Consider the following 24,914-nt stretch of genomic DNA (forward strand, 5'->3'; position numbering starts at 1 on the left):
CAACATTACCACCTAAAGCTCAATGACAGAAGTAACTAGCAATCCCGCTCAACAACTAGAGTTTCTGAAATACTTCTTTACTCTTCTATTGAATTTAAACAATCGACTTAACTTAACACCTCGGGAAAAGTAAGCCTTCCATGCTTGAGCTTTACTATCAAATTCTCTACTAAAGAGAGCTCTTAATATTTCCACAAACAGATGTTTTTCATCTAGAGCTTTAACTACCTCTGTATTTCCTACAGCCTTAGCATCTTTTATATTCATCCGTAAATCAATTAACTCTCTTTCATACATCACTTTCCATTTATTGATGAATTCTTCTTTTGTTCTTTGTTTTAAGGCACTAATTCCAACATCATATCGATAGTCAATTAATGACTCCATTAACTTAATGCTTTTTCCTTTTAATCGACTTCTGAAGATAAATACTCGATCTTCGTTGATAACTTTTTTATCAATTTCCGGAAAATCATTAAACAATGATGAGTCAATCGCTGCGGTACAGCCTGCTGGTAAAACTTGACGCTCGATAATTGATTGATAAGAGTCATCAAAAACTTCACCTTCATCTCTGCCAGAAACAAAGTTGCCATGTTCATCAATCTTGTCAAACTGCGACAAAATGAGCTTAACATCTCTCTGCTCTTTCCAGGCTTGATATTGTTTTTCAAGTCGTTGTGGCTTAGACATATCATCACCGGCCTGAACAACTATCAGCGTATCATTAAACATCCCTTTCAATTTATTAAATTGAGAGACGAGGCCAACATTACATTCATTTTTAATAAACTCAATATTAAGCCCTTCTGGCTTTTCCATGAGTGTTTTTTCAATCACCGTCTCGGTATCATCGGGTGAACAATCATCAAAAATGTACAGCTTTTTAGGCCAAACCGTCTGATTAAATATAGATTTGATAGCGCCTTCAATATATGCAGATTGATTATAGCAAAATATTGCGACAATCATATCGTCAATAATTTTATTCATTGTAATTTCTCTAGTGCAAATTCATCCTTAGATACACATAAAACTTTAAATTCCATTCACCTAAAAACAATAACTTTTATATAGATAATCAGCTATCACCTTCGATATAGTAATAGCTGATAAACATGAAGAAGTGATATTTTAAACTCCCAATCGCTCCAAACTGTAAGAACCATCTAATACACGTTGCCACCATTGATGGTTATTTAGGTACCATTCTACAGTTTTGCGAATGCCGCTTTCAAAAGTTTCTTCTGGTGCCCAATTAAGCTCTTGAGCAATCTTGGTGGCATCAATTGCGTATCGCACATCATGACCAGGGCGATCTTTGACATGAGTGATTAAAGACTCATAAGACTCAACGCCTGCTGGTTTTTCTGGTCGCAACTCTTCAAGTAGTGCACAAATGGTTTTCACTACCTCAATGTTTGCTTTTTCGTTATGACCACCGATGTTGTAGGTCTCACCGACTTCACCTTCCGTCACGACTTTGTACAGCGCGCGAGCATGGTCTTCCACAAACAACCAGTCTCGGATTTGCATACCATCGCCATACACAGGCAACGGCTTGCCATCGAGGGCATTCAAAATCATCAGAGGGATCAACTTCTCTGGGAAGTGGTACGGGCCATAGTTGTTGGAGCAATTGGTGATAAGTGTTGGTAAACCATAAGTACGTTGCCAAGCACGAACTAGGTGATCGCTCGAAGCTTTAGATGCTGAATATGGGCTGCTCGGTGCATATGAGGTGGTTTCGGTAAACAAATCATCCGTCCCCTCTAAGTCGCCATACACTTCATCCGTAGAGATATGATGGAAACGGAACGCCGATTTTCTCGCATCCTCTAGGCCTGACCAATATTGACGCGCCGCTTCAAGCAGATGGTAAGTGCCCATGACGTTAGTCTCAATAAAAGCAGCAGGACCATCAATAGAGCGATCGACATGAGATTCGGCGGCCAAATGCATCACCATATCGGGTTGATGCTCTGAAAACACGCGATCTAGTTCAGCTCGGTCACAGATATCTACTTGTTCAAAGTAGTAACGTTCACTCTCTGAGACATCAACTAATGATTCTAAATTCCCTGCGTAGGTCAGTTTATCTAAATTGATAACGGTATCTTGAGTGCCACGTATAATGTGTCGTACAACAGCAGAGCCAATGAACCCCGCTCCACCAGTTATTATAATTTTCATTACGTATATCACCTTTGTTGATTTGTAAATCCACAATATATTATTGGGCTGTGTATATGGACGCGGTCTTGGAGTTTCGCACGGATAATCCTATTAAAGAAAAACTACGTCAAAGATATATAACTTTTGTTTACTTGACTAAAATCTGACTCTCGCCAAAGGATTTTTCGCACAAGCAATTCTTTTTTGAATGAGCGAAGAAGCCTTTCTAAGTTTTGCTTTTTCCAGTCGCCGTGCTCTTGTTTGCGGCACTTATCAAAATCAATAATCCACACTTTATCTTTGTCATCGATCAAGATGTTGTGGATATTCAGGTCAGTGTGATTAACGCCAGCGTTGTGCATTTTGGCAATTTCTTGCCCTATTTTTTGATACATTCCTTCCGGTAACGATTTTTCCTGCAAGATACTGACCAGGTCTCTTGCGTTAGGAATGCGCTCACTCAATAAATCGGCCTGATATGTCAATCCAGATTTCACAGCTCTTGCAGCAATTGGCCTTGGCACATGAACACCTGCATTAATCAGTGTAAGTAATAGTTTGAACTCTTGCGCACAACGCGTTTGCTCCCAACCTGAAAACCAATAATTGTCTTTAACTAACTTCCCAAACAAACCGCCACGACGGTAATGACGTAGTGCCGCTTGCATGTTCTCTAGTTGGATAAACCATGTCGTGCCTCGCCCCGTCGCACTGCCAACCACCTTGTCGGAGGACTGCCAATACTCGATATCAAAAATAGGCTGACTAGGATCTTCAATAAGCTCCTCATCAAACCAAATGACTTGGTTGCTATCTCGATACTGCTGAATCATGTTGTAACCTCTAGCCTAGGTAGCGACTGGCCAAGATGTATAGCCAAGTAAAAGCTGCGAACGCTAACGCAACCATAACGGCTGCCGATCCTATATCTTTAGCGCGACCACTTAATTCATGGCGTTCAACACCAATGCGATCCACCACTGCTTCTATCGCGGAGTTAATCAATTCGACAATCAGAACTAATACCACGACACCAATCAATAAGATGCGCTCTATCATCCCGACATCAACCACGCACGCCAAAATCACAGCAATGCTTAGCAAAGCGAGTTCTTGTCGAACAGCAGCTTCATGTTTAAAAGCGGCTTTTAATCCTTGTATAGAATAACCTGTCGCTTTGATAATGCGCTTTACCCCAGTATTGCCTGGCTTTCCAGATTCTTGCGATTGATGCGGTGTTGTCTTTGACATTGCAGAACACTTATCGGTACTTCGTTATATTGGAGCCGTGTATTTTACATTTATTCGGGATGTCTGCATAATTTACCTGCCTCTATTCATCTAGTCAGACAATAATTATGTTCACTTCTGCCCCGTCGTCATTATGCATCTTGCGTTTATCCGCTATTGGAGATGTGTGTAATACCATCGCTACTGTGCAAGCAATCCAGAAACAGTGGCCAACCACGCAAATAACTTGGATTACTGGCAAGTTAGAAGCTCAGTTGCTAGCGGCGATTGAGGGGGTCGAAGTCATTGTCTTCGATAAAAAAGCTGGTTTAGATGGCTATAAAGCCTTGTGGAAACAGTTAAAGGGCCGAGAATTTGATGCTCTGTTACATATGCAATATGCGATTCGAGCGAGCGTCGCGACTTTGGGCATTAAGGCAAAATACAAACTTGGTTTTTCATCTGACAGAAGCCAAGATTTTCAAACACTATTCACTAATGTCAAAGTTCCCTCACCACAATCTCTGCACGTGGCGGATGGTTTGATGGCTTTTGCCCATCAAATTGGCATCCTTAACACGGAGTTAGACTGGGCACTTTCCTACTCCACACAAGACCAAGAGTGGGCAGAGAGTCATGTTTCTTGCGACAAACCCAACCTACTGATTGTACCAGGAGCCAGTAAAGCATATAAAAACTGGAATGCTGAAGGGTACATAGACGTCATCCACCATGCGAGAGCGCAAGGCTGGAATGTAATTCTGGCTGGCAGCCCAGCTCAAGTCGAACTGGATTTGGCAGATGCCATTCAATCTCGACTGGAAGAGCCATGTCTAAATTTAGTTGGGCAAAGCTCAATCCTGCAAATGCTGGCTCTGATTGACAAAGTAGACATGGTCATCGCGCCTGATACCGGGCCTGCTCACATGGCAAGCGCCATGAACACACCGATCATTGGCTTATATGCCCACCACAATCCGGTTCGAGTGGGCCCATATCGCTATCTACAGTATGCCGTCTCAGTTTATGAGGAAGTCATCTTGGCTGAAACAGGAAAAACCAGCCAACAACTAAGCTGGAGAACTCGTGCGAAAGATGAAAAAGCAATGAATCGCATCACAAGCAAGCAAGTGATTACAATGTTCAATCAAGTCGTAGAAGATTTGTACCCGCAATACCAGTAAACTCCCTGTATAGATTTGTTAAGAAGGAAGTCAATTTGTCCAAGCCAACTTTAGCCGTTGCCTTAATCGTCAAAAATGAAGAGAAGCATTTAAAAGCTTGTCTAGACACCGTAAAAGGTTGGGTTGATGAGATTGTCATCCTCGACTCGGGCAGTACCGACCGCACTGAAGAAATTGCCCGACAATACACCGATAAGTTCTATACCAACTTAGACTGGCCGGGGTTTGGAAAACAACGCCAACTTGCGCAAACTTATATCGAGTCCGATTTCGTTCTTTGGCTAGATGCCGATGAACGCGTGACTGACGAACTGCGCCAAGACATTCTGAATGCTATTAGTCAGCACAACGACGCAAATGTCTACCAAGTGAATCGCCTAACCACCGCTTTTGCCAAAGAGATTCGTCACTCGGGCTGGTCTCCTGACTGGGTAGTCCGTTTGTATAAAACTTCACAAACTCAATACAATGATGCATTAGTGCACGAAAGCGTGGTAATTCCAGATGGATTTAACATCGTGTCATTGAACGGACGCCTCAAGCACTTTACCTATGAAAGACTGGGTGAATACACACGAAAAACTCAACTGTATATGCAGTCTTGGGCTGACCAGCGAGAAGGAAAGAAATCCGCTTCTCTATCGAGTGCGTTTACGCACGGTTTTTTCCGATTCTTTAAGATGTATATCATCAAGCGTGGTTTCTTAGATGGACGACACGGCTTTTTGTTAGCAGTGTTAAGCGCAAACACCACTTTTACCCGTTATGCCGATCTGTGGCTGCGTGACTACGTGAAAAAACACAACAAAGAGCAATAATATGAATATTTGCCATGTGAATTTGGCTTCTGGCTACCATGGAGGAGAAAACCAAACCCTTCAACTCATCCAGCAACAAGTCAAATTGGGTTATAACCTTACGGTAGTCGCTAACCCTAAAAGCCCTTTTGCCGATGCCATCCGTAAACTGAACGTTAAGCTAGTGCTGGCGACTCACTTTACCAAGGCACACTCTAAAGCTGTAACTCAAAATTGTTCACTCATTCATGTTCATGAAGGACGCGCAATTTATTGGGCTCTTATTCAACACATGCTTTATGATAAGCCCTATATCATAACGCGCCGTATCGATAACCCTTTGAAGAAAAAATGGTTAGCAAATTTAGCCTACTCTAAAGCAAGTGCGGTGGTTGGCCTGAGCACAGCCATTGTTCAGAGAGTCAAAGACGCTTACCCAACGTCTACCACTTACAAAATACCAAGCTCCCCAGTGGTATACTCTGTAGATAAACAAGCAGTTAAAGTCCTAAGAGAGCGCTTTGCGGGTAAGTTTTTGGTGATTCATGCCGCAAACATGCTCAAACATAAAGGCTTCAATGTCACTATCGAAGCGGCAAGGCTACTAAAAGACATTGCGCCCTCTGTTCACATCTGTTTATTGGGCGATGGTCCAGAGCGACAAGCGCTTGAAGCACAAGCAGAAGGTCTAACTAACATTAGCTTTGAAGGTAAACAGAACAACATGGGTGATTGGTTTGAGGCAGCAGACTTACAAGTACACCCATCGTATACCGAAGGGCTTGGCTCTGTCATTTTGGAAGGTATGGGCTCTGGTTTACCTGTTATTGGTACCAACGCAGGAGGTATTCCTGACATCATCGACCACAACTCAAATGGATTATTGGTTGAGCCAGGTAATTCACAAGAACTGGCAGATGCAATAGTGAAGGTTTCCCAAGATGATGAATTGAAGCAACACTTCATCGATCAGGGGCAAGAGAAATTGAAATTGTTTGATATCAACTACACTGCTAATCAATATGTAGACATTTACGAGACAGTTTTACGATGAAAAAAGTCATATACCCAGGTACTTTCGATCCAATCACAAATGGTCACCTTGATATCATCACTCGTGCTGCAGACATGTTTGACCAAATTATCATCGGTGTCGCAGCTAGCCCTTCCAAAAACACGCTTTTTAGCTTAGAAGAACGCGTAAAACTAGTCGAAGAATCAACGGCACATTTAAGTAATGTATCGACAGCTGGTTTTAGTGGGCTACTAGTTGATTTTGCCAGAGAGCAAAAAGCGAATGTGTTGGTCCGCGGCCTTAGAACAACGGTAGACTTTGAATACGAGTTCGGCCTTACCAGCATGTACCGCAAGCTGCTACCGGGAATGGAAAGCGTGTTCCTTACCCCAGCCGATGAATATGCTTTTCTCTCTTCCACCATTGTTCGTGAGGTTGCCATTCATGGTGGAGATGTAAAACAGTTTGTACCTGAATGTGTTTATACCGCTATCAATAAAAAGGTAGCACAATGAGTTTCAGGAAATTTAAGTATTACGTTGCAAATGGTCTGCAAGTCTTAGTTCCTAACGCTATTAGAAGTAAGTCAGCTCGTCATCTTATCGATAAATACCCGATGGATTCCTATATCCAAGAGCGAGTTGACTACTACAACAAGGTTAACGAGTCATTTGAACTTCCTGAAAACGAGTCGACACGTGTTGGCGAATACAAAAAGACAGGCGGTACAACATACTACTTCGACCTACACAAAGTGGTTAAGTCCTTCCCAGCTCAATACTTTTTCCAGTTTTTGAACGGTGATATTCGTTATGTCCCAGAATATCCATGCTTTCTTAAAAGTCGACCGATTGGGGAAAGCAATCACAACTCCGTCTTACTAAAGTTAAATGAGATTCGTCACTTCCAGTTTATTTCTGATAAACAGTCATTTAGAAACAAGAAAGACATGGCAGCGTGGCGTGGTGTTGGATACCAACCACACCGTAAAAAAGTGATAGAGCAGTACTATAACCACCCACAATGTAACATTGGTCAGACACAGCCAGTCAACGGCGATCCTTGGGAAAAAGGATTTATGTCGATTGAAGAACAGCTTAATTACAAATTTTTGCTCGCCATTGAAGGTAATGATGTTGCAACTAACCTCAAATGGGCGATGTCATCAAACTCGCTGGTGATCATGTCTAAGCCTAGATATGAAACTTGGTTTATGGAGGGTCGCTTGCAAGCAGGTATTCACTATGTAGAGGTGAAAACTGATTACTCTGACTTGATAGAGAAAATGGAGTACTACATCGCTCATCCTGAAGAGGCAGAAGCCATCATCCAAAATGCACACGAATGGGTAGAACAGTTTAAAAACCCTCAACGAGAAAAATTAATCTCTCTGTTAGTAGCAAAGAAGTACTTTGAAAAATCAGGGCAAATATAATTTGCCCTGATCCATATTTCACTTCTGACACTCATTACAGAAGAAGGTATTACGTTGGCCAATTTTTAGCTCTTGAAGCGGCTCTCCACATTCTGGGCAAGGCTCACCCGCTTTTCCATACACTAAAAGTTCTTGAGCAAAATAACCCGGCTTGCCATCGGCTTGAGCAAAGTCTTTTAAAGTCGTACCACCTTGGTTAATGGCAATTTTTAGCGTGGCTTTGATGTTTTCCACTAACAGCACCCACTCTTGGGGTGTCACTTGACCTGCTTGTCTGGTTGGGAGAATACGCGATTTAAATAGAGATTCATTGGCATAAATATTCCCCACACCGACCACGACTTTGTTGTCCATGATGAACTGCTTTACCGCGACACGCTTGCCTTGCGCTTTATCGGCAATGTACTCGCTATTAAACGCATCAGTTAGAGGCTCTGGTCCCATATGATCAAGTACCGCATGGGACTCACCAGGAGCACACCATAGCCAAGCACCGAAACGTCGAGGATCGTTGTAACGCAGCACTTTACCATTTGTAAGTTTGAGATCGACATGATCGTGCTTAGCCGCAGGAAAATCAGCATCCAACACACGTAACGAGCCTGACATTCCAAGGTGCACAATAGCAATTCCTGCATCCGTTTCTATGAGCAAATACTTTGCGCGACGATGAATGGCTCGAATCACTTGCCCTTCAAGCAATTTCAGCTCTTGCGGGATATCCCAGCGCAGTTTGGGTGTGCGAAAAACAAATGCCTTAATCGTTTGTCCAACCATATGTGGACTAATACCCATCCGGCTTACTTCAACTTCTGGTAATTCAGGCATTTAATTCTCCTTAAAACACTCAAAGCCTTACTGAAAGGCAGTTAGCATAATCGAAAAGTACAAGCGTAAACACTGCTTACCTACGAGGTTATTGACCACCTCTCACTTAGGCATGATGTAATTGCTATCAACAGAAATCGCGATCCACTTGTTTTGCCAATTCTTGAACAACCAAAAATCATGAAGACGATAAAGAGTAATTCGCTGCGGTTCTTCGACGCCTTGATACCAGACTTCGATGGTTTCTGGTGTGCCTAACTTATCTTTAAGAGTGTCGTATTGCTGCGCAGATAACTCCGTACCTTCGAGCGCTTGCCAGCGAGCAATAAGTTCAGATAGAGGGAGAGGAACATCTGCATTCGCATGCCATCGCCCATCGCGAAACTCCAATTCAAGACTATTGGAATAAATAGCGCTAACCGAATGATCAGTTCGAAGTAAATGCGGATAAGGATCAACGTTCTCTGACAACAAGTACGTTTTGATCCACATAGGCGCATTTAAGATCACGATAAACGCGATAATGCCCAATATTAGAATATTGTTCCAACGGCGACGGCGAGTCGGACTAATACGCATAACAGTTCCTACTATCTTAGTTCTAGTGCCAAACTAGCAAAGGTTACAGGAATTGACTAGAGCATCGGCATGTAAACATGGTGAAGGTAGATTTGAAGGAATAGTGAGGATTTCAGATAATAAAAAACCCAACTCGAAAGTTGGGTTTTTCAAATCGTCAAAGAGACAAAACCAATTATTTGATTTTAGCTTCTTTGTACATAACGTGCTGGCGTACAACTGGATCAAATTTCTTGATCTCAAATTTGCCTGGCATGTTACGCTTGTTCTTATCAGTTGTGTAGAAGTGGCCTGTACCTGCTGAAGATACTAGACGGATTTTCTCACGAACGCCTTTCTTTGCCATTGCCTATTTCCTCTTAAACGTTTTCGCCACGTGCACGGATATCAGCAAGAACAGTATCGATACCTTTCTTGTCGATGATGCGCATACCTTTTGCAGTAAGGCGTAGTTTAACAAAACGTTTTTCGCTCTCTACCCAGAAACGATGAGTTTGTAGGTTCGGCAGAAAACGACGCTTAGTAGCATTTCGTGCGTGTGAACGGTTGTTACCCGTTACTGGACGCTTACCAGTTACTTGGCATACTCGTGACATGAATGTCTTCTCCAAAATCGTTTCAGCTCGATATCAACCTTGGTGGCCGAACCTCTCTATCTCTCGAAAAGAAGTTAGAGGTTAAGAACCGCTATGGAAAATCCATACAAGGCTATCAAAGGTCGCGCATTATACTAACTTGATATGCATTGCTCAAGACCCGAACAGATCCTTTTTACAGGTTTTCGTGATCTTTTTTTAGACAGCAGGTTTTTTCTAGCAGTCCAAGCTGAATTCAGTTAAAAATTTAGTGGCGAGGATGATAGCAGATTTTTAGCAACTAACAACCTAAAAAACGCACAGTTATATCCATCCTCTTTCAGCAAAAGAGACACTTTCCCCATCGCCAATAACGAAATGGTCCAAAATACGAATATCCACCAGCGCCAACGCATCAATTAATCGCCTCGTAATCCTGCGGTCTGCCTGGCTTGGCTCGGCGACACCGGACGGGTGATTGTGCGCCAAAATCAAAGCAGCCGCGTTGTGGTGCAGGGCTCTTTTTACTACTTCTCTAGGGTAAACTGATGCAGCATCCAAGGTTCCTTCGAATAAAATTTCATCTTTTATTACTCGGTGTTGGTTATCGAGGAAAAGAATGTAAAAAGCCTCTCTTTGGCGGTCTCTTAATATAGAGGAGAGATATAATTTAGTTTGCTCAGGGCTGGTTAAGGCGTCGCCACGCTTGAGGGTTTCCGCCAAATATCGCTGAGTCATTTCTAACACCGCTTGCAATTGCACATATTTGGCCTGCCCTAACCCTTTATGCTGACAAAACTCTTGTTCTGAAGCAGAGAACAGCTGCCTAAGCGAACCAAAATCTTGAATAAGGAAATCGGCCAACTCAATCACGTTCATGCCTTGCGTACCCGTACGGAGGAATATCGCCAGTAATTCGGCATCGGTTAACGCCTGCGGCCCACGTTGCAGAAGTTTCTCTCGTGGCATCGACTCATTTGGCAAAGCTTTGAGTATCATCGGAACTCTCTTTGAAGGTAAGAATCCCTATTCCACAAAACAGAAAGCGAAAGTCGAGGGTGACTTTCGCTTTCTTCGTTCCACACTGATTTTATGTGCAATTTAATGGTTCATCAGAGTTTAAAGTTGCCGACCAGATCGTGAATTTCCGTGCCGGATTGTGACAACTGAGTGCTGATCGTTTCTGCGTGTTGCAAGGTGTCATTGATGTTGTTGACGATCTGTTGAATCGCCACCAAGTTCTGGTTGATGTCTTCCGCCACCGCACTTTGTTCTTCTGCCGCTGATGCGGTTTGAATTCCCATATCGCGAATTGTACCAATAGAATGGTGAACACCAGACAAAGACTGTTGAATCAGTGCCGACTCTTCAGCCGTTTTCACGCCGCGTTCTTGACTGGCGGACATAGTCGTGACGGCTCGAGATACACCACTTTGTAACTGTTTAAGCATATCGCCAATTTCATGAGTGCTATTTTGCGTACGGCTCGCTAGTGAACGTACTTCATCGGCCACCACTGCAAATCCACGCCCTTGCTCGCCCGCTCGCGCGGCTTCAATTGCCGCATTGAGCGCCAATAAGTTGGTCTGCTCAGCAATCTCGCCAATCACATCCAATACTTTGGTAATCTGCTCCGTTTGCTGACTCAACTCAGAGATAGCATCCGATGTGCTGTTGATCTCTGTAACCAACTCAGTAATGCCTTGAATCGCTTGTTCAACCTCTCGCTGGGCTTCGGTGACCTGATCGTTCGCATCGTCAATGGCCTGCGCAGTGGCATTTGTATTGCTCGCGACTTCTTTTGCCGTCATGCTCATCTCTGTTACGGCTGTCACCACTTTATCCGTTTCCAAACAGTGACTCTGCATTTGACCGCTCGCTGTGCGCGTTTGATCATTCAGTTCTTCAGAAACTGTTTGAACGGCAGAAGCAGATCGATGAATGTCCTGCATCAGTGGGTGAAGTTTATCCATAAACTCATTAAAGGCAGCCGCGACTTCGCCAACTTCGTCTTTACTTTCCACTTTTAGACGCGCAGTTAAGTCACCGCCACCCGCAGCAACATCTTTGAGAGAATCGGCGACGTGCTGAAGTGGTTTAATGCCTTTCGAGACAGCAATACTGGTTAAGATGCTGGTAATAATCAGGCCAATCACCGAGATTGTCACCGCAGATAAAGTGTGTTGATTTAACTCTTGCGTGCGCAATTCACGCTGCATGGCAACTTGTTGGTCGATGTCATCAATGTAGATCCCTGTACCAAGCACCCAGTCCCATTTTTGTAGATACTCAGCGTAACCCAATTTCGGTGCCTGAGCGTTGATGGTTGGTTTGTGCCAAGAGAAATACAAAAAGCCATCACCTTTTTGCGATGCATCAATCAAGCCAGCAATCACCGCTACGCCATTTTCATCTTTAAGGTCATACAGATTTTTACCTTCCAGCGACGGTTTGATGGCATGTAAGGTATTGATACCCTGAGAATCATACGCGAAAAAGTAACCGTCACTTTCAAAGCGCATCGCTTTTAAGATTTCTTTCGCCGCTTGTTTATTACTGCCATTAACGTCAGAGTCATACAGCGGCTTAATCGCCGTTACACCCATCATCATGTAGGCTTTTAGCTCTTTCTTACGCGCATCAATCAGCTCCTGTCTGTCTCGGACGAGCTCCGCCTCCAAACTCTTACTGCTGTTGATGTAATACACCACAGAGATCAATGTCGTGATCAACAACAGAGGAATTAAGGTTATCAGCAGCAATTTGTTTCGACTTTTCAACACCATGTTTGTACCACCTCTTTTTTCTTTTCAATCTTGCAAAATCAGCTCAAATTGTCTGTGAGATAGGCGGGAGTTTTTTCTCCACTTGCGTAACTAATGCCGCGGAGTTTGATGTGGATTTGATTTGCTTGGGTACTGAAACAGTCCGTTATGCTAAACTCGCTGCCAGAAAAATTGGAGATCTCACATGCAAACACTAGCAGGAAAGAAAATTCTACTCGGCATCAGTGGCGGTATTGCCGCGTATAAATGTGCGGAGCTAACCCGTCGCCTAATAGAGAGAGGGGCACAAGTTCAAGTCGTCATGACGAAAGCTGCAAAAGAGTTTATTACTCCGTTAACCATGCAGGCCGTCTCAGGACGACCAGTATCCGATAGCTTGCTCGATCCGGCGGCTGAAGCGTCAATGGGTCACATCGAGTTAGCTAAATGGGCGGATTTAGTGCTGCTTGCTCCTGCTACGGCAGACCTCATTGCTCGTATGTCAGCTGGCATGGGCAATGATTTATTGACGACGTTAGTGTTGGCAACGGATTCGCCTGTTGCGGTATCTCCAGCAATGAATCAGCAGATGTATCGCAACATCGCGACGCAAGAGAACATTGCGACTCTAGCTCGCCGCGGTATGTACATTTGGGGTCCAGCAGCGGGTGAACAAGCCTGTGGTGATGTTGGTCCGGGTCGAATGCTTGAACCAATGCAATTGGTGCATCTGTGTGAACAGTTTTTCCAACCTAAAGTATTGGAAGGTAAGTCCATTCTGATCTCAGCAGGTCCAACGCGAGAAGCCATCGACCCAGTGCGTTACATTACGAACCATAGCTCTGGAAAAATGGGGTATGCGCTAGCAAACGCTGCCGCGCAGTTAGGCGCAAAAGTTACGCTAGTGAGCGGCCCTGTCAACCTGAGCACTCCGATGGGAGTGGAGCGCATTAACGTGTCTAGCGCACAAGAAATGTATGAGGCCGTGATGGCTCAAGCCATCAGTCACGATGCGTTCATCAGTTGCGCAGCAGTAGCGGATTATCGACCTGAGGCCATTGCGTCTCAAAAGTTGAAAAAGACGGAAGACAACGATCAGATGACCATCAAAATGGTGAAAAACCCTGATATTGTAGCGTCCGTCGCAGCACTGACTGATAAGCGCCCATTTACGGTAGGTTTTGCAGCAGAAACCAACGATGTCGAAACTTATGCCCGAGGAAAGTTAGCGAAGAAAAACCTCAATATGATCTGCGCTAACGATGTGTCAGTCGAAGGCCAAGGCTTCAATAGTAATGACAACGCCATCACCCTATTTTGGCCTGATGGTGAGCTTGCATTAGCTCTAGAGTCAAAAGAAGCCCTGAGCTTCAAAATCCTCGAGAAAATGCGTGAATTGATGTAATTCGCACTTATTTTCTAATTAAGAACTGGCACAAATTTAGTCTAAACATGACAACTGAGGGTGTTAAATCTCCCATTCCGCCCTCAGCAGTCTAGTGTGATGCGACTTAGCATCTTATAATCCCCTCCGCTCAACTTTGTATTTTGAAAGGAAGTAACTAATGGCCGGCAGTAAAAAATCCAATCGTCGTGAAGAGATCTTGCAAGCATTAGCACAAATGCTTGAATCTGCAGAAGGCGCTTCACGCATTACTACGGCAAAATTGGCAAAACAAGTCGGCGTCTCCGAAGCCGCGTTGTACCGTCATTTCCCAAGTAAAGCTCGCATGTTTGAAGGTTTGATTGAGTTCATCGAAGAAGCCTTGATGACTCGCATCAACCGCATTTTAGATGACGAGAAAGATACACTAGAGCGTATTCGTATGGTAATGCACCTGATTCTTGCATTTTCAGAACGTAACCCTGGCTTGACACGTATTCTGTCTGGTCATGCTTTAATGTTTGAAAACGAACGTCTACGTGAACGCATCAACCAGCTGTTTGAACGTATCGAAACCCAACTACGTCAGATTCTGCGTGAGCGTAAAATTCGTGAAGGTAAATCTTTCCCTGTAGAAGAGCGCATTCTTGCTGCGCAAATTCTTGGGCAAGTTGAAGGCAGCCTGAACCGTTTTGTGCGCAGCGATTTCAAGTACCAACCTACTGCAAACTTTGACGAGTATTGGGCACTACTCAGTGCACAAATTAAGTAGAGATTATGAGTAAAGACAAATACACGCAGCCCGAGTTTTCTCTTTCCCTTCTCCATCCTCGTAACTGGGGAGTTTGGCTTGGGTTTGGTCTACTGGCTATCATCGTCAATATTCTTCCTTATCGCCTATTACTGTCTTTGGGGCGTTCACTTGGCAAGCTAGGCATGCGCTATGGCAAAAAGCGCGTGCATATCGCGAAGCGCAACCTTGAGCTGGCATTCCCCGCGAAAACGCCAGAAGAAGTGCAACATATCGTGGAAGAAAACTTCAAGAATACCGGGATGGCACTGATCGAAACTGGTATTACATGGTTTTGGCCTACATGGCGCTTCAAAACGCTCATTGTCGAGAAAGACATCCACGCTCTAAAAGAAAAAGGCGCGGAAGGGAAAGGCGTATTGTTGTGTTGTGTGCACGCTCTTAACTTAGAAATTACCGCGCGAGCTTTTGCTGTTTTAGGTGTTGCGGGTTACGGCGCATTTCGTCCTCACAACAACCCTGCGTACAACTTCATCCAATATTGGGGGCGCACGCACAACGGCAACAAACTGATTGATCGCAAAGATGTGAAAAAGATGATTCGTGTACTGCGCAGCGGCGAGCGTTTGTTTTACTTACCTGACCACGATTACGGCCGCAATAAATCGGTCTTCGTGCCGTTTTTTGCCATTGATGACGCTTGTACAACAACCGGCACCAGCATTTTAGCCTACACCTCAAAATGCGCGATCATTCCAGGTTCTGGTTTCCGCAATGACGAAGGCAAATACGAAATCATCGCTGATAAGTGCATTGAAGCCGATTACCCACAAAAAGATGAAGTGGCTGCGGCGGCTTACATGAACAAGTACGTGGAAGAAGTGATTTTGCGAGCACCTGAGCAATGGATGTGGCTGCACAAACGCTACAAAACCATGCAAGATGAAAACGAGCCCAAAGGCATTCGCTACAAATAAATCACAAAAGAAAAGGTATCCGATTGGATACCTTTTTTATTGAATTGGAAAAGTGGGAGATTAGATTCCGTATTCCGCGCGGTATGCTTTCACCGCTTCAAGATGCTCGGTCGCGTTACCTTTTTCTTCAAGGTAAGTGATTAGGTCACCCAAACTCACGATAGAAATCACCGCACAACCGAAGTCGCGCTCAACTTCCTGAATTGCAGAAAGTTCGCCTTTGCCTTTCTCTTGGCGGTCGATAGCCACTAATACGCCAGCCAGATCTGCACCATTCGCCTTGATGATTTCCATCGATTCACGAATCGCGGTACCCGCTGTAATCACGTCATCCACCAGCATGATACGACCTTCTAAAGCAGAACCGACTAGATTACCGCCTTCGCCGTGATTTTTTGCTTCTTTACGGTTGAAGCAGTAAGGCGTGTCGATATCGTGGTGATCCGCAAGTGCAACCGCCGTAGTTGTCGCGATTGGAATCCCTTTGTACGCAGGGCCGAATAGGACATCGAATTCGATACCAGAATCCGCAAGTGCTGCCGCGTAGAAACGACCAAGACGTGCTAGGTCACGGCCTGTATTGAAAAGACCAGCGTTAAAGAAGTACGGGCTTTTACGGCCAGATTTCAAAGTAAACTCACCAAACTTAAGAACTTCTTTCTCAAGTGCAAACTCAATAAATTCACGCTGGTATGCTTTCATTATTTTCTCTCTATTTCCTTGGTTTCTTTTATCTCTTCTCGGCAATCATTCAATTCTCTATTCCCGAGATAAAAAAATAGCCCCCATAATGGGAGCTATCTAAATCAATTGGCTAACGCCGCCTTCTGCGCCGCGACGATTTCCGTAATGCCGACTTTCGCCGACTCGAGTAATGCCATCAGCTGTTCATGACTGAACGGTTCACCTTCTGCGGTGCCCTGTATTTCAATCATCTTACCTTCTTCTGTCATCACAACGTTCATGTCGGTGTCTGCTGCTGAATCTTCAACGTACTCAAGGTCACACAGCACTTCATCACCAAGCAAACCAACTGATACTGCCGCTACGTGACCTTTCATTGGGTTTGCTTTTAGCTTGCCACTATCGACTAGATGTTGGAATGCATCGGCCATTGCAACGCTTGCACCACTGATTGATGCAGTACGTGTGCCGCCGTCAGCTTGAATTACATCACAGTCAACCGTGATCATGAATTCGCCCATAGCTTGCAAATCGACAACTGCACGTAGGCTACGCGCGATAAGGCGTTGGATTTCCATTGTACGGCCACCCTGCTTACCGTTTGCCGCTTCACGGCGAGTACGCGAATGAGTCGCACGAGGTAGCATGCCGTATTCAGCGGTCACCCAGCCTTTACCTTGGCCTTTTAACCAACGTGGCACTGATTCTTCGACGGTCGCATTACACAACACTTTGGTGTTACCGAACTCAACTAACACTGAACCTTCAGCGTAAGCCGTGTAGTTACGAGTAATTTTGATTGGGCGAACTTGGTCCGCCTTGCGATCGTTTGGACGCATGGGCATCTACCTTAAATAATGAGGAGAAGACGATTTGGTTGGGCGAAGATTATAGCGGAATCGATTTCGGATTCCTAGGTCACAGCTTCACTCCCTCTAAACATTTCCTGGGAGCATATTTGCGAGACACAGATGTAAGACAGCCCGCGCACCTCTTGCCGCTCCGTGATACACTCTCTAGGTAATTTTCAAAAAATGAAGACAGGAAAATTCGATGATTTACAGTATGACTGCGTATGCGCGCAAAGAAGTAAAAGGCGATTGGGGCTCAGCGGTATGGGAAATCCGCAGTGTAAACCAGCGTTACCTAGAAACCTATTTCCGCATGCCAGAACAATTCCGAGCTTTAGAACCAGTTCTACGCGAGCGTTTTCGTAAACGTCTAGCGCGAGGAAAAGTGGAATGTAGCCTTCGTTTCGAAGCGAACCCTGCAGCAAAAGCCGAGCTTAGCATCAATGAAGCGTTGGCAACCCAAGTGATTAAAGCTGCTGAACAAGTTATGCACATGACTGGTGAGCTTAGCCGCATCAATCCATTTCAAGTCATGCAATGGCCTGGTGTGATGGAAACTCCTGAGCAAAACATGGATGAGGTCAACAAAGAGCTGCTTGCTGCATTTGATGAAGCAATTAGTGAATTTATTGAAGCGCGTGGCCGTGAAGGCGACAACATGAAAGCGCTGATCGAACAACGCCTAGACGCGATTACCGCAGAAGTGGTGAAAGTTCGTGCTCGCATGCCTGAAATCCTAGAATGGCAACGTGAGCGTCTATTCTCAAAATTTGAAGATGCGAAAATTGAACTGGATGCTTCTCGTGTAGAACAAGAGCTTATCTTGCTAGCGCAAAAGTCAGACGTTGCAGAAGAGCTAGATCGTTTGGATTCTCACGTGAAAGAAACGACCAACATCCTGAAAAAAGGTGGCGCAGTCGGTCGTCGTCTGGATTTCATGATGCAAGAATTCAACCGTGAGTCAAACACGCTCGCTTCTAAATCGATCAGCACCGACATCACTGCGTCGGGCGTTGAACTGAAAGTTCTGATCGAGCAAATGCGCGAACAGATCCAAAACATCGAATAATCTAAAAACATTTAGATTACATATTGAAAGCCCCGCTTAATGCGGGGCTTTATTTTATTCGTCTTTTTCCAAGGTTCGGTTGTCAACATACGGCCAATAGTGGTGTCCAACGCGAATCACCAAAGTCGCTGCCGCCAAGATAAACGCCGCTATAGAAAGCCAAACCACCAAAGTGGCATCCAACTCTTTCATACCTAAGGTGATGTAGCGAGCAATGGCCATCATCGCGATATAGATAGGATAGCGAACGGGGATCTTACCGTTCATCACAAACTGCTGCACCATCGCTAAAACCTCAAGATAGATGAACATCAATAAGATGTCCGTCAACAGCACTCGCTTCTCAACAAAGACGTGAATGAACTCTTGAGCCATGGCATAAATAGTTGCCAAGGTAATAGCGACCAACAGAACCGCTTCTAAGATGTGGAACATCTTTAAAAATGGGCGACTGAACGATTTAGGTAAATTTGATGGCATAGCCAATTATCCAAGCAAAACCAAAGAGATAAGCTTTGAGTTTAGCATGCAAGATAAAAAAGGATACATAAGAAAAACGCCCCGTTTATTTAACGGAGCGTGTTTTCTTGAATGCGATGGTGGCACGGCTTACGCCACTTGCTGCTTTTTTTCTGCCACACGCTTTTTCTTGCGATATTTAGGATGGGTAATCGGAATCGCTGAGAGCAGTTTCTTGGTGTAATCGTTTTGTGGGTTCGCGTAAATTTCTTTCGCATTCCCCGCTTCCACCACTTTACCAAAGTACATCACCGCAACTTTATCGGAGACATGCTTAACCACCGACAAATCGTGAGAGATGAAGATGATGGCAAGGTTCATTTCTTGTTGAAGTTGCAGCAACAAGTTGAGAATTTGCGCCTGAACCGATACATCCAGTGCAGATACTGATTCATCACAAATCAACAGCTTTGGCTTCAGAGCTATCGCACGAGCAATACCAATACGCTGACGCTGGCCACCAGAGAATTCGTGCGGATAACGGTTCACAGCCGTTTCAGGCAAGCCAACTTTCACCAACAGCTCTTTCACCCATTGTTTACGCTCTGCAGGAGTGCCTATTTTATGGATGATATACGGCTCCTCCAAAATCATACCAATGGTGTGACGCTGGTTAAGTGACTCCATTGGGTCCTGAAAGACAATCTGCATGTCTTTACGCAACGAGCGCATCTCTTTGACAGAGAACTTTGTAATGTCTTTGCCTTCAAAGAAAATCTTACCTTCTGTTGGCTCATACAATTTTAGAATCGTACGTCCTAAGGTACTTTTACCACAGCCAGATTCACCAACGAGTCCCAATGTTTCTCCTTCTGAAACCGACAAGGAAACGCCGTCTACAGCTTTGATCGTGTAGCCTTTCTTAAACAGTCCTTTACCAGATACAAAGTGCTGCTTAAGATTTTCAATTCTTAATACTTCTTTGGCCATAACATCCTCTTTTATGACTTGTTCACTTTGCACCAGTTAGCTAGCAAACATGCTGGCATCGATTGGTTTGATATCAATCATCTGCTTAGGTTCGTTGTCCAAGCTTGGCATTAAGCCCATCAAACGTTCCGTGTAAGGGTGCTGCGGATTGTCAAACAGCTCAAAAATCTCCGCTTTTTCGACAATACGACCACCATACATTACCGCAACGTCATCACACACTTCAGCTACTACGCCTAAATCATGGGTAATGAAGATCATTGCCATGCCCGTTTCTTCTTGAAGTTCATTCATAAGTTCAAGGATAGACGCCTGTACCGTTACATCCAGAGCTGTCGTTGGCTCATCACAAATCAAAATGTCTGGTTTACATGCGAGTGCCATTGCGATCATCACGCGCTGGCGCATACCACCAGATAGGTTGTGCGGGTATTCGTTGAGGCGCTTTTCTGGCATTGGAATTTTCACTTTAGCCAGCATTTCTACCGCGTAGGATTCGCGCTCTTTTTTACCTAACTCAGGACGGTGTAATTCCAACACTTCGCACAGTTGGCGGCCAATGGTATGCACTGGATTCAACGCCGTCATTGGGTCTTGGAAAATGATCGAAATGCGGTCGCCGCGCATGGCGTACATTTCTTCCGCTGGTAGCGACACCAGATTGGTACCTCGATAGTTAACCTCACCATTGACAATATTTCCGTAAGGCTTTGGCAACAGTCCCATGATGGACATGGAGGTCACGCTCTTACCACTGCCAGACTCACCAACGAGACCGAGCGTTCGTCCTGCGCGAACATCAAAGTTCACGCCATGGAGTACTTTTACCGGGCCATCATCCGTGATGAATTCCACTTCGAGATCTTTTACACTCAAAATTACATCGTTTTCCATAACACATCCTTACAGCTTATACGTGTCATCAACGACAACAACCGGTTCAAAGGTTTTACCCGACTTCATCGCTTTCTGGGTTTCTTTCTTCACGTCTTTGTCGATCCAATACGTGCCATCACCGATAATTCCGCCACTGAACAACGCTTCTGTCATTCGATTCATTGGTTTCTCTGGCAATTTCAACCAACGCCAGTGTCCATAACGAACGTAAGGTACCATGTAGCCAGTGACAATCACGTGCGCATCAATAATGTCTCGCTGAATCTCATGACCTAGTTGGATCTTCTTATCCATGTCCATGTTAAAGCGATACGCAATGATCTTTTCATCTAGCTCTGGAGTGCTGTAGTTAGTGAATGAGTTCGTTTGTGGTTTGTTCGCGTTCACGGAATGGAAGTATTCCCAATAAGTTGGGATTTCCGAAGTCCCCATATCAAAGAAAGCAAGTTCGTGTTTTTTCTCACGCACATACTTAAACATCGATGAACCATCAATCAGCTTCAGCTCAATGTCCAACCCTGCCAATTTTGCCTGTTCACGCAAGAAAGCAATACGCGGTGTATGAACTGGAGATGAGTACGTCAATTCAAAGCTCAAACGCTGACCTTTATCATTCACGCGAATACCATCGGAACCAATCTTATCGAAGCCCGCAGCTTCAAACGCTGCCGCCGCTTTTTCTGGTTCAAACTTTGGCGCTTTCACATCTGGCAACGTGTACTTACCATGCCCAAAGCCCGTTGGGTTGGGTTTACGGCTGTAGTCTCCACGCATAACATTCTCGATCATGCCGTCGAAATCTGTCGCGTAAGTGATCCCTTTGCGAATGTTTAAGTCATCAAGTAGAGGCATGGCCGTGTTTATCCACACGCCACCAGCACCAACTGGATATTGGTTGTAACCCCAGAACTTCTCAATGTAACCCTTTTGATAAGGGGCAGTATTGGATTTGTCATGCCATAGACTTGGCAAAACCAATCCAAATGCGTCCAACTTACCTTTTTCGAAGTGCTTCATCGCAATATCACTATCGCGGATAACCGTGATACGAATTTTGTCGACGTTATAGCGATTCTCGTAGTACTTATTGGTATAACCCCACCAGTCCTCACCTACGTGCTTAAAGGTAACGCTTTTACCTTTTTTGACGTCGGCTAAGTAATAAGCGCTGGTGGTTGGTTCACTTTTAAAGTTGTAGTAGCGCACAAAATCATCATGAATGCCGTCACCGTTCTCGTCTTTCTTCGGATTCGCATAGAAATGAGCAGGACGAGGACGTAGCGCCCCCATTCTCAACAACAACTCTTCTGGATTGAGCTCTTTCGCGGCCTTCACGGCGAAGGTGTGATCGTCAAATTTGATAACATCAGCAACCGTTTTGTTGTAATAGTCGTTGTACCAAGGCTCTAAAATGTCTTTCGAGCGGTAAAACTTAAGCATAAAAACAAAATCGTCTGCCGTGACTGGCTTGCCATCCGACCATTTAGCTTGTGGGTTCAGTTTGAAATAAACCGTTTTATTGTCACCCGCTAATGCCCACTCATTGGCTAGTTCAGGGATGAATTCAAGCGTATCTGGGTGGCGAACCACCAACCCTGGCGTTTCATCCAAGATGAAAGAACGTAAACCAGAGTTTGCATCAGGACCAACACTGCGTAGAGTCTGAGGAAAGCTCGACATGAAAGTGCGGTAAGTCCCGCCACGCTTTGCTTGAGGAGAGCCATATTGAGGCTCATCCCAGTTCGTTTGCCAGTTTAAGTCAGTCGGTAGCGTCGCTGACATCGCACCAAAACTTAGGGCGCTTAGCGTGGACGCTAAAATTATTCTTTTCATAAAACTTCCCTTTTTTATGTTTTGCTCACAATGCATGCTTAAACATAGCGTGTGAATTTTTTCGGGTCGAATGCCGCTCGAATCGCTTCACCGATAAAGGTGACCATCACTAGTACCAGTACAATGGAAGTCACAACAGACGCCACAATCCATGGCGAGTCCAAGTTGGACTTACCTTGCTGCAGTAACTCACCCCAGCTTGGTGTTGGTGGCATCAAGCCTAAACCAAGATAATCAAGCGCTGTCAGTGCGGTGATGTTGGCAGCAATGGTAAATGGCGCCAAGGTAACAATCATGACCATGGTATTTGGCAGAATATGGTTAAACAGGATTCGGCCTGTCGAGGCACCTAACGCACGAGCTGCCATTACGTATTCGCGTGCAGATTCTTTATAAGTCATGGTACGCATGTACCATGTCATCCCCATCCATCCAAACAACACGTTGATGGCGACAAAGAGCGTAAAAGTCGGTTGAACGATGGACACCAAAATCATAATGACGTACAGGAATGGCACCATTGACCAAACCTCAATCAAACGTTGGACAAATAGGTCGAACTTGCCGCCCCAGAAGCCCATGGCACAGCCTACAGCGGTACCAATAGCGTAGGATACCGCCATCGTTAGCAACGCAAACCCCATCGCAGTACGGAAGCCATACACCAAGCGCGCTAAAATATCGCGACCAATAACGTCAGTACCTAGGTAGTGTTTATTCTCAGCGCTTGGCGCGGTCGGAGGGAAATCGCCACTGAAGTCTTGTTCGTATGGGTTCCAAGGAACGATAGGTAGAATCACAAAGTTGTCCCCCCCCTCTTCCTCAAAGACTTGTTGGAGAACTCGGTAATCAGCTTCACTTGAAGAATCTTGACCAAACTCGCTACCTAAACGAACGTCACTGACAACCGGAAAGTAATAACTACCATCGTACTTCACCATCAACGCTTTACTGTTGATTAACAGCTCGGCAAATAGTGAAAGAATCAACATGATAGATAAGATCACAAACGACCAATAACCACGTTTAATTTCTTTAAAGTGACGGATTTTCTTTTGAGTTAATGGACTTACTTTAATCATATTACGCTCCAAACTTCACACGTGGGTCGACTAAAGCAACACAGATATCCGAAATAATATTGCCGATCAGCAGCAATACCGCGTTGATAGCAACGATGCCCATCACTACTGGGTAATCACGTTCCATAATGGATTCGTAACCTAATAAACCAATGCCGTCGATGTTGAAGATAACTTCGATCAAAAATGCCCCTGTCATGAAGAACAACAGTGAGTTGCCAAAGTGAGAAGCAATTGGAATCAAACTATTGCGTAGCGCGTGTTTGCGTACCGCTTTCTTAAACGGCAAGCCTTTTGCGATCGCGGTACGGATGTAATCCGATGATAAGTTTTCCATCAGGTTATTTTTCATCGTCATGGTGAGCGTTGCAAAATCACCAATCAAGTAACAGATCAGCGGAAGCACAGCATGCCACATCACGTCTTTTGCGCGTTCAAAGAAGGTTTCATAGTCATCGAAATCATCACCGACAAAGCCCCCCATAGGGAACCATTCCAAGTGATAACTAAACAAAGTAATCAATAACACGCCAACCACATAGCCAGGCAAGGCATAACCGACGAATATCAAAATGGAGGAGGTAGAATCAAACACAGAACCGTGCTTGAGGGCTTTGTAATAGCCCAGCGGTATCGAGATGAAGTAGCTGATAAAGAAAGTCATGCCACCATAGAACAGCGAAACAGGCAGACGCTCTGCAATCATATCCGATACTGGTTCGTAATAACGCGTTGATTCACCCAAGTCCAACGTCACTAATCGACTCAACCAATCAACGTAAGCTTCCATCACAGGTTTATCCAACCCGTAGAATGCGTTTAGCTCAGCGATTTGCTCATCAGACAGTGCAGTATTGCCACCCGCTGACGTCATCGATGCTGCGCCGTCTCCCTGAGACTGCATTTGTGACAGCATGCGTTCAACTGGCCCACCCGGTACAAATCGAGTGATGGCAAAGATAAGAATGGTGATACCGAGAAACGTCGGAATGACTAACGCTAAACGGCGTAAAAAGTACGACAGCATATACAACTTGCTCCTTGTCTACTGTCCAAATTAGGCGGGTTTGGTGGGAAGTTTCCGGCCCAAAATGGTGCATATCTATCCGCGTAGTAACTAAAGCTGTTGAAACACACTCCCTGCGATTCAATAACTAGTTTTTTCTTCTACGGCAATAATTTCAGCGTCATATTTATCTTGAATCCACATCAGCTTCAAGTGTTTGAAACCAAAACATGACAAACTTCCTCCGATGTCGAAAAACAGAAATGTTTTTGTAAAAAATTATAAAAAACCACAAAAAGAATTCCTGCAGAATATCAATCTAGGCACTTTAGAGCCAAAACCCTATAT

General features: G+C 44.6%; 27 protein-coding genes. 9 read left to right on the forward strand and 18 right to left on the reverse strand.

Annotation, left to right across the window (positions count from 1 at the left end):
- Nucleotides 1-48: 48 nt before the first annotated feature.
- The 4 genes from ACF8OV_RS10030 to ACF8OV_RS10045 form a co-directional block, all read right to left on the reverse strand.
- The gene (locus ACF8OV_RS10030) at nucleotides 49-993 is read right to left on the reverse strand and encodes a glycosyltransferase (protein WP_317676001.1); all 945 of its coding nucleotides are present in this window, start codon (nucleotides 991-993) and stop codon (nucleotides 49-51) included.
- Between the two features lie 141 nt (nucleotides 994-1,134).
- Nucleotides 1,135-2,193 (reverse strand): dTDP-glucose 4,6-dehydratase, encoded by a 1,059-nt coding sequence (gene rfbB / locus ACF8OV_RS10035; RefSeq protein WP_140358226.1) that lies wholly within the window; start codon nucleotides 2,191-2,193, stop codon nucleotides 1,135-1,137.
- Between the two features lie 104 nt (nucleotides 2,194-2,297).
- Complete coding sequence (locus ACF8OV_RS10040; RefSeq protein ID WP_140098326.1) at nucleotides 2,298-3,008, reverse strand: 3-deoxy-D-manno-octulosonic acid kinase; 711 nt, start codon at nucleotides 3,006-3,008, stop codon at nucleotides 2,298-2,300.
- A gap of 10 nt (nucleotides 3,009-3,018) precedes the next feature.
- The gene (locus ACF8OV_RS10045) at nucleotides 3,019-3,426 is read right to left on the reverse strand and encodes a diacylglycerol kinase (RefSeq protein ID WP_005459671.1); all 408 of its coding nucleotides are present in this window, start codon (nucleotides 3,424-3,426) and stop codon (nucleotides 3,019-3,021) included.
- A gap of 107 nt (nucleotides 3,427-3,533) precedes the next feature.
- On the opposite strand from ACF8OV_RS10045, the gene ACF8OV_RS10050 reads away from it, so the two are divergent.
- Genes ACF8OV_RS10050 through ACF8OV_RS10070 form a run of 5 tightly spaced genes read left to right on the forward strand, consistent with a single transcriptional unit; the run spans nucleotide 3,534 to nucleotide 7,836 of the window.
- On the forward strand, nucleotides 3,534-4,589 hold the full coding sequence (locus ACF8OV_RS10050) for a glycosyltransferase family 9 protein (protein ID WP_023583811.1): 1,056 nt from the start codon (nucleotides 3,534-3,536) through the stop codon (nucleotides 4,587-4,589).
- A 35-nt stretch (nucleotides 4,590-4,624) separates the two neighbouring features.
- Entirely contained in the window at nucleotides 4,625-5,407 is a 783-nt protein-coding gene (locus tag ACF8OV_RS10055) for a glycosyltransferase family 2 protein (protein WP_029829998.1), read from the forward strand.
- 1 nt (nucleotide 5,408) lies between these two features.
- Nucleotides 5,409-6,440 carry a glycosyltransferase family 4 protein gene (locus ACF8OV_RS10060; RefSeq protein ID WP_140268582.1) on the forward strand — a complete coding sequence of 344 codons (1,032 nt, stop codon included), beginning with the start codon at nucleotides 5,409-5,411 and terminating at the stop codon, nucleotides 6,438-6,440.
- Nucleotides 6,437-6,916, forward strand: a complete 480-nt coding sequence (gene coaD, locus ACF8OV_RS10065) for a pantetheine-phosphate adenylyltransferase (RefSeq protein ID WP_029829996.1) — start codon at nucleotides 6,437-6,439, stop codon at nucleotides 6,914-6,916. The genes ACF8OV_RS10060 and coaD overlap by 4 nt, the downstream gene beginning before the upstream one ends.
- Nucleotides 6,913-7,836 (forward strand): glycosyl transferase family 90, encoded by a 924-nt coding sequence (locus ACF8OV_RS10070; RefSeq protein ID WP_203504524.1) that lies wholly within the window; start codon nucleotides 6,913-6,915, stop codon nucleotides 7,834-7,836. The genes coaD and ACF8OV_RS10070 overlap by 4 nt, the downstream gene beginning before the upstream one ends.
- A gap of 18 nt (nucleotides 7,837-7,854) precedes the next feature.
- Here ACF8OV_RS10070 and mutM read toward each other — a convergent pair whose 3' ends face one another.
- The 6 genes from mutM to ACF8OV_RS10100 all read right to left on the reverse strand — a co-directional run bounded on the left by mutM (nucleotide 7,855) and on the right by ACF8OV_RS10100 (nucleotide 12,604).
- Nucleotides 7,855-8,664, reverse strand: a complete 810-nt coding sequence (gene mutM / locus ACF8OV_RS10075) for a bifunctional DNA-formamidopyrimidine glycosylase/DNA-(apurinic or apyrimidinic site) lyase (RefSeq protein WP_024700442.1) — start codon at nucleotides 8,662-8,664, stop codon at nucleotides 7,855-7,857.
- Nucleotides 8,665-8,766: 102 nt separating this feature from the next.
- The gene (locus ACF8OV_RS10080; protein ID WP_029846727.1) at nucleotides 8,767-9,243 is read right to left on the reverse strand and encodes a hypothetical protein; all 477 of its coding nucleotides are present in this window, start codon (nucleotides 9,241-9,243) and stop codon (nucleotides 8,767-8,769) included.
- Between the two features lie 175 nt (nucleotides 9,244-9,418).
- Nucleotides 9,419-9,589, reverse strand: coding sequence for a 50S ribosomal protein L33 (rpmG, locus tag ACF8OV_RS10085; RefSeq protein WP_004410866.1), 171 nt, complete (start codon nucleotides 9,587-9,589; stop codon nucleotides 9,419-9,421).
- A gap of 13 nt (nucleotides 9,590-9,602) precedes the next feature.
- Nucleotides 9,603-9,839 (reverse strand): 50S ribosomal protein L28, encoded by a 237-nt coding sequence (rpmB, locus tag ACF8OV_RS10090; RefSeq protein WP_005467944.1) that lies wholly within the window; start codon nucleotides 9,837-9,839, stop codon nucleotides 9,603-9,605.
- A gap of 303 nt (nucleotides 9,840-10,142) precedes the next feature.
- Entirely contained in the window at nucleotides 10,143-10,817 is a 675-nt protein-coding gene (radC, locus tag ACF8OV_RS10095) for a DNA repair protein RadC (protein ID WP_005482037.1), read from the reverse strand.
- 113 nt (nucleotides 10,818-10,930) lie between these two features.
- Nucleotides 10,931-12,604, reverse strand: a complete 1,674-nt coding sequence (locus ACF8OV_RS10100; protein ID WP_015296117.1) for a methyl-accepting chemotaxis protein — start codon at nucleotides 12,602-12,604, stop codon at nucleotides 10,931-10,933.
- A gap of 184 nt (nucleotides 12,605-12,788) precedes the next feature.
- On the opposite strand from ACF8OV_RS10100, the gene coaBC reads away from it, so the two are divergent.
- From coaBC to ACF8OV_RS10115, 3 genes are all read left to right on the forward strand, one after another.
- Nucleotides 12,789-13,988 (forward strand): bifunctional phosphopantothenoylcysteine decarboxylase/phosphopantothenate--cysteine ligase CoaBC, encoded by a 1,200-nt coding sequence (gene coaBC, locus ACF8OV_RS10105; protein WP_203504522.1) that lies wholly within the window; start codon nucleotides 12,789-12,791, stop codon nucleotides 13,986-13,988.
- A 160-nt stretch (nucleotides 13,989-14,148) separates the two neighbouring features.
- Nucleotides 14,149-14,739, forward strand: coding sequence for a nucleoid occlusion factor SlmA (gene slmA, locus ACF8OV_RS10110; protein ID WP_005478760.1), 591 nt, complete (start codon nucleotides 14,149-14,151; stop codon nucleotides 14,737-14,739).
- Nucleotides 14,740-14,744: 5 nt separating this feature from the next.
- The gene (locus ACF8OV_RS10115; protein WP_005496814.1) at nucleotides 14,745-15,695 is read left to right on the forward strand and encodes a Kdo(2)-lipid IV(A) acyltransferase; all 951 of its coding nucleotides are present in this window, start codon (nucleotides 14,745-14,747) and stop codon (nucleotides 15,693-15,695) included.
- A 60-nt stretch (nucleotides 15,696-15,755) separates the two neighbouring features.
- On the opposite strand, the gene pyrE is transcribed toward ACF8OV_RS10115, so the two are convergent.
- Together pyrE and rph are read right to left on the reverse strand one after the other, a co-directional pair.
- Entirely contained in the window at nucleotides 15,756-16,397 is a 642-nt protein-coding gene (pyrE, locus tag ACF8OV_RS10120) for an orotate phosphoribosyltransferase (RefSeq protein ID WP_005458955.1), read from the reverse strand.
- A 104-nt stretch (nucleotides 16,398-16,501) separates the two neighbouring features.
- Nucleotides 16,502-17,218 (reverse strand): ribonuclease PH, encoded by a 717-nt coding sequence (gene rph / locus ACF8OV_RS10125; protein ID WP_005459025.1) that lies wholly within the window; start codon nucleotides 17,216-17,218, stop codon nucleotides 16,502-16,504.
- A 214-nt stretch (nucleotides 17,219-17,432) separates the two neighbouring features.
- On the opposite strand from rph, the gene ACF8OV_RS10130 reads away from it, so the two are divergent.
- Nucleotides 17,433-18,299 carry a YicC/YloC family endoribonuclease gene (locus tag ACF8OV_RS10130; RefSeq protein ID WP_015296114.1) on the forward strand — a complete coding sequence of 289 codons (867 nt, stop codon included), beginning with the start codon at nucleotides 17,433-17,435 and terminating at the stop codon, nucleotides 18,297-18,299.
- Between the two features lie 54 nt (nucleotides 18,300-18,353).
- Here ACF8OV_RS10130 and ACF8OV_RS10135 read toward each other — a convergent pair whose 3' ends face one another.
- The 6 genes from ACF8OV_RS10135 to ACF8OV_RS10160 form a co-directional block, all read right to left on the reverse strand.
- Entirely contained in the window at nucleotides 18,354-18,779 is a 426-nt protein-coding gene (locus ACF8OV_RS10135; protein ID WP_005458957.1) for a phosphate-starvation-inducible protein PsiE, read from the reverse strand.
- Between the two features lie 129 nt (nucleotides 18,780-18,908).
- On the reverse strand, nucleotides 18,909-19,748 hold the full coding sequence (locus tag ACF8OV_RS10140) for an ABC transporter ATP-binding protein (protein WP_005458953.1): 840 nt from the start codon (nucleotides 19,746-19,748) through the stop codon (nucleotides 18,909-18,911).
- A gap of 36 nt (nucleotides 19,749-19,784) precedes the next feature.
- Nucleotides 19,785-20,642: an ABC transporter ATP-binding protein gene (locus tag ACF8OV_RS10145; protein WP_005496771.1), complete on the reverse strand. Its 858-nt coding sequence runs from the start codon at nucleotides 20,640-20,642 to the stop codon at nucleotides 19,785-19,787.
- 9 nt (nucleotides 20,643-20,651) lie between these two features.
- Entirely contained in the window at nucleotides 20,652-22,478 is a 1,827-nt protein-coding gene (locus ACF8OV_RS10150; RefSeq protein WP_069497048.1) for an extracellular solute-binding protein, read from the reverse strand.
- A 38-nt stretch (nucleotides 22,479-22,516) separates the two neighbouring features.
- Entirely contained in the window at nucleotides 22,517-23,560 is a 1,044-nt protein-coding gene (locus ACF8OV_RS10155) for an ABC transporter permease (RefSeq protein ID WP_015296095.1), read from the reverse strand.
- A 1-nt stretch (nucleotide 23,561) separates the two neighbouring features.
- A complete protein-coding gene (locus ACF8OV_RS10160; protein WP_005458995.1) occupies nucleotides 23,562-24,587 on the reverse strand; it encodes an ABC transporter permease subunit in 1,026 nt (341 codons plus the stop codon).
- Nucleotides 24,588-24,914 lie beyond the last annotated feature (327 nt).

This window comes from Vibrio sp. GLN_1, assembly GCF_043106015.1.
GTDB classification, from domain to species: Bacteria; Pseudomonadota; Gammaproteobacteria; order Enterobacterales; family Vibrionaceae; genus Vibrio; species Vibrio parahaemolyticus.

Coding starts and splice junctions, on each gene's coding strand:
- ACF8OV_RS10030 (WP_317676001.1), bottom strand. CDS start 993: ATGAATAAAATTATTGACGATATGATTGTCGCAATATTTTGCTATAAT.
- rfbB (WP_140358226.1), bottom strand. CDS start 2,193: ATGAAAATTATAATAACTGGTGGAGCGGGGTTCATTGGCTCTGCTGTT.
- ACF8OV_RS10040 (WP_140098326.1), bottom strand. CDS start 3,008: ATGATTCAGCAGTATCGAGATAGCAACCAAGTCATTTGGTTTGATGAG.
- ACF8OV_RS10045 (WP_005459671.1), bottom strand. CDS start 3,426: ATGTCAAAGACAACACCGCATCAATCGCAAGAATCTGGAAAGCCAGGC.
- ACF8OV_RS10050 (WP_023583811.1), top strand. CDS start 3,534: ATGTTCACTTCTGCCCCGTCGTCATTATGCATCTTGCGTTTATCCGCT.
- ACF8OV_RS10060 (WP_140268582.1), top strand. CDS start 5,409: ATGAATATTTGCCATGTGAATTTGGCTTCTGGCTACCATGGAGGAGAA.
- coaD (WP_029829996.1), top strand. CDS start 6,437: ATGAAAAAAGTCATATACCCAGGTACTTTCGATCCAATCACAAATGGT.
- ACF8OV_RS10070 (WP_203504524.1), top strand. CDS start 6,913: ATGAGTTTCAGGAAATTTAAGTATTACGTTGCAAATGGTCTGCAAGTC.
- mutM (WP_024700442.1), bottom strand. CDS start 8,664: ATGCCTGAATTACCAGAAGTTGAAGTAAGCCGGATGGGTATTAGTCCA.
- ACF8OV_RS10080 (WP_029846727.1), bottom strand. CDS start 9,243: ATGCGTATTAGTCCGACTCGCCGTCGCCGTTGGAACAATATTCTAATA.
- rpmG (WP_004410866.1), bottom strand. CDS start 9,589: ATGGCAAAGAAAGGCGTTCGTGAGAAAATCCGTCTAGTATCTTCAGCA.
- rpmB (WP_005467944.1), bottom strand. CDS start 9,839: ATGTCACGAGTATGCCAAGTAACTGGTAAGCGTCCAGTAACGGGTAAC.
- radC (WP_005482037.1), bottom strand. CDS start 10,817: ATGATACTCAAAGCTTTGCCAAATGAGTCGATGCCACGAGAGAAACTT.
- ACF8OV_RS10100 (WP_015296117.1), bottom strand. CDS start 12,604: ATGGTGTTGAAAAGTCGAAACAAATTGCTGCTGATAACCTTAATTCCT.
- coaBC (WP_203504522.1), top strand. CDS start 12,789: ATGCAAACACTAGCAGGAAAGAAAATTCTACTCGGCATCAGTGGCGGT.
- slmA (WP_005478760.1), top strand. CDS start 14,149: ATGGCCGGCAGTAAAAAATCCAATCGTCGTGAAGAGATCTTGCAAGCA.
- ACF8OV_RS10115 (WP_005496814.1), top strand. CDS start 14,745: ATGAGTAAAGACAAATACACGCAGCCCGAGTTTTCTCTTTCCCTTCTC.
- pyrE (WP_005458955.1), bottom strand. CDS start 16,397: ATGAAAGCATACCAGCGTGAATTTATTGAGTTTGCACTTGAGAAAGAA.
- rph (WP_005459025.1), bottom strand. CDS start 17,218: ATGCGTCCAAACGATCGCAAGGCGGACCAAGTTCGCCCAATCAAAATT.
- ACF8OV_RS10130 (WP_015296114.1), top strand. CDS start 17,433: ATGATTTACAGTATGACTGCGTATGCGCGCAAAGAAGTAAAAGGCGAT.
- ACF8OV_RS10135 (WP_005458957.1), bottom strand. CDS start 18,779: ATGCCATCAAATTTACCTAAATCGTTCAGTCGCCCATTTTTAAAGATG.
- ACF8OV_RS10140 (WP_005458953.1), bottom strand. CDS start 19,748: ATGGCCAAAGAAGTATTAAGAATTGAAAATCTTAAGCAGCACTTTGTA.
- ACF8OV_RS10145 (WP_005496771.1), bottom strand. CDS start 20,642: ATGGAAAACGATGTAATTTTGAGTGTAAAAGATCTCGAAGTGGAATTC.
- ACF8OV_RS10150 (WP_069497048.1), bottom strand. CDS start 22,478: ATGAAAAGAATAATTTTAGCGTCCACGCTAAGCGCCCTAAGTTTTGGT.
- ACF8OV_RS10155 (WP_015296095.1), bottom strand. CDS start 23,560: ATGATTAAAGTAAGTCCATTAACTCAAAAGAAAATCCGTCACTTTAAA.
- ACF8OV_RS10160 (WP_005458995.1), bottom strand. CDS start 24,587: ATGCTGTCGTACTTTTTACGCCGTTTAGCGTTAGTCATTCCGACGTTT.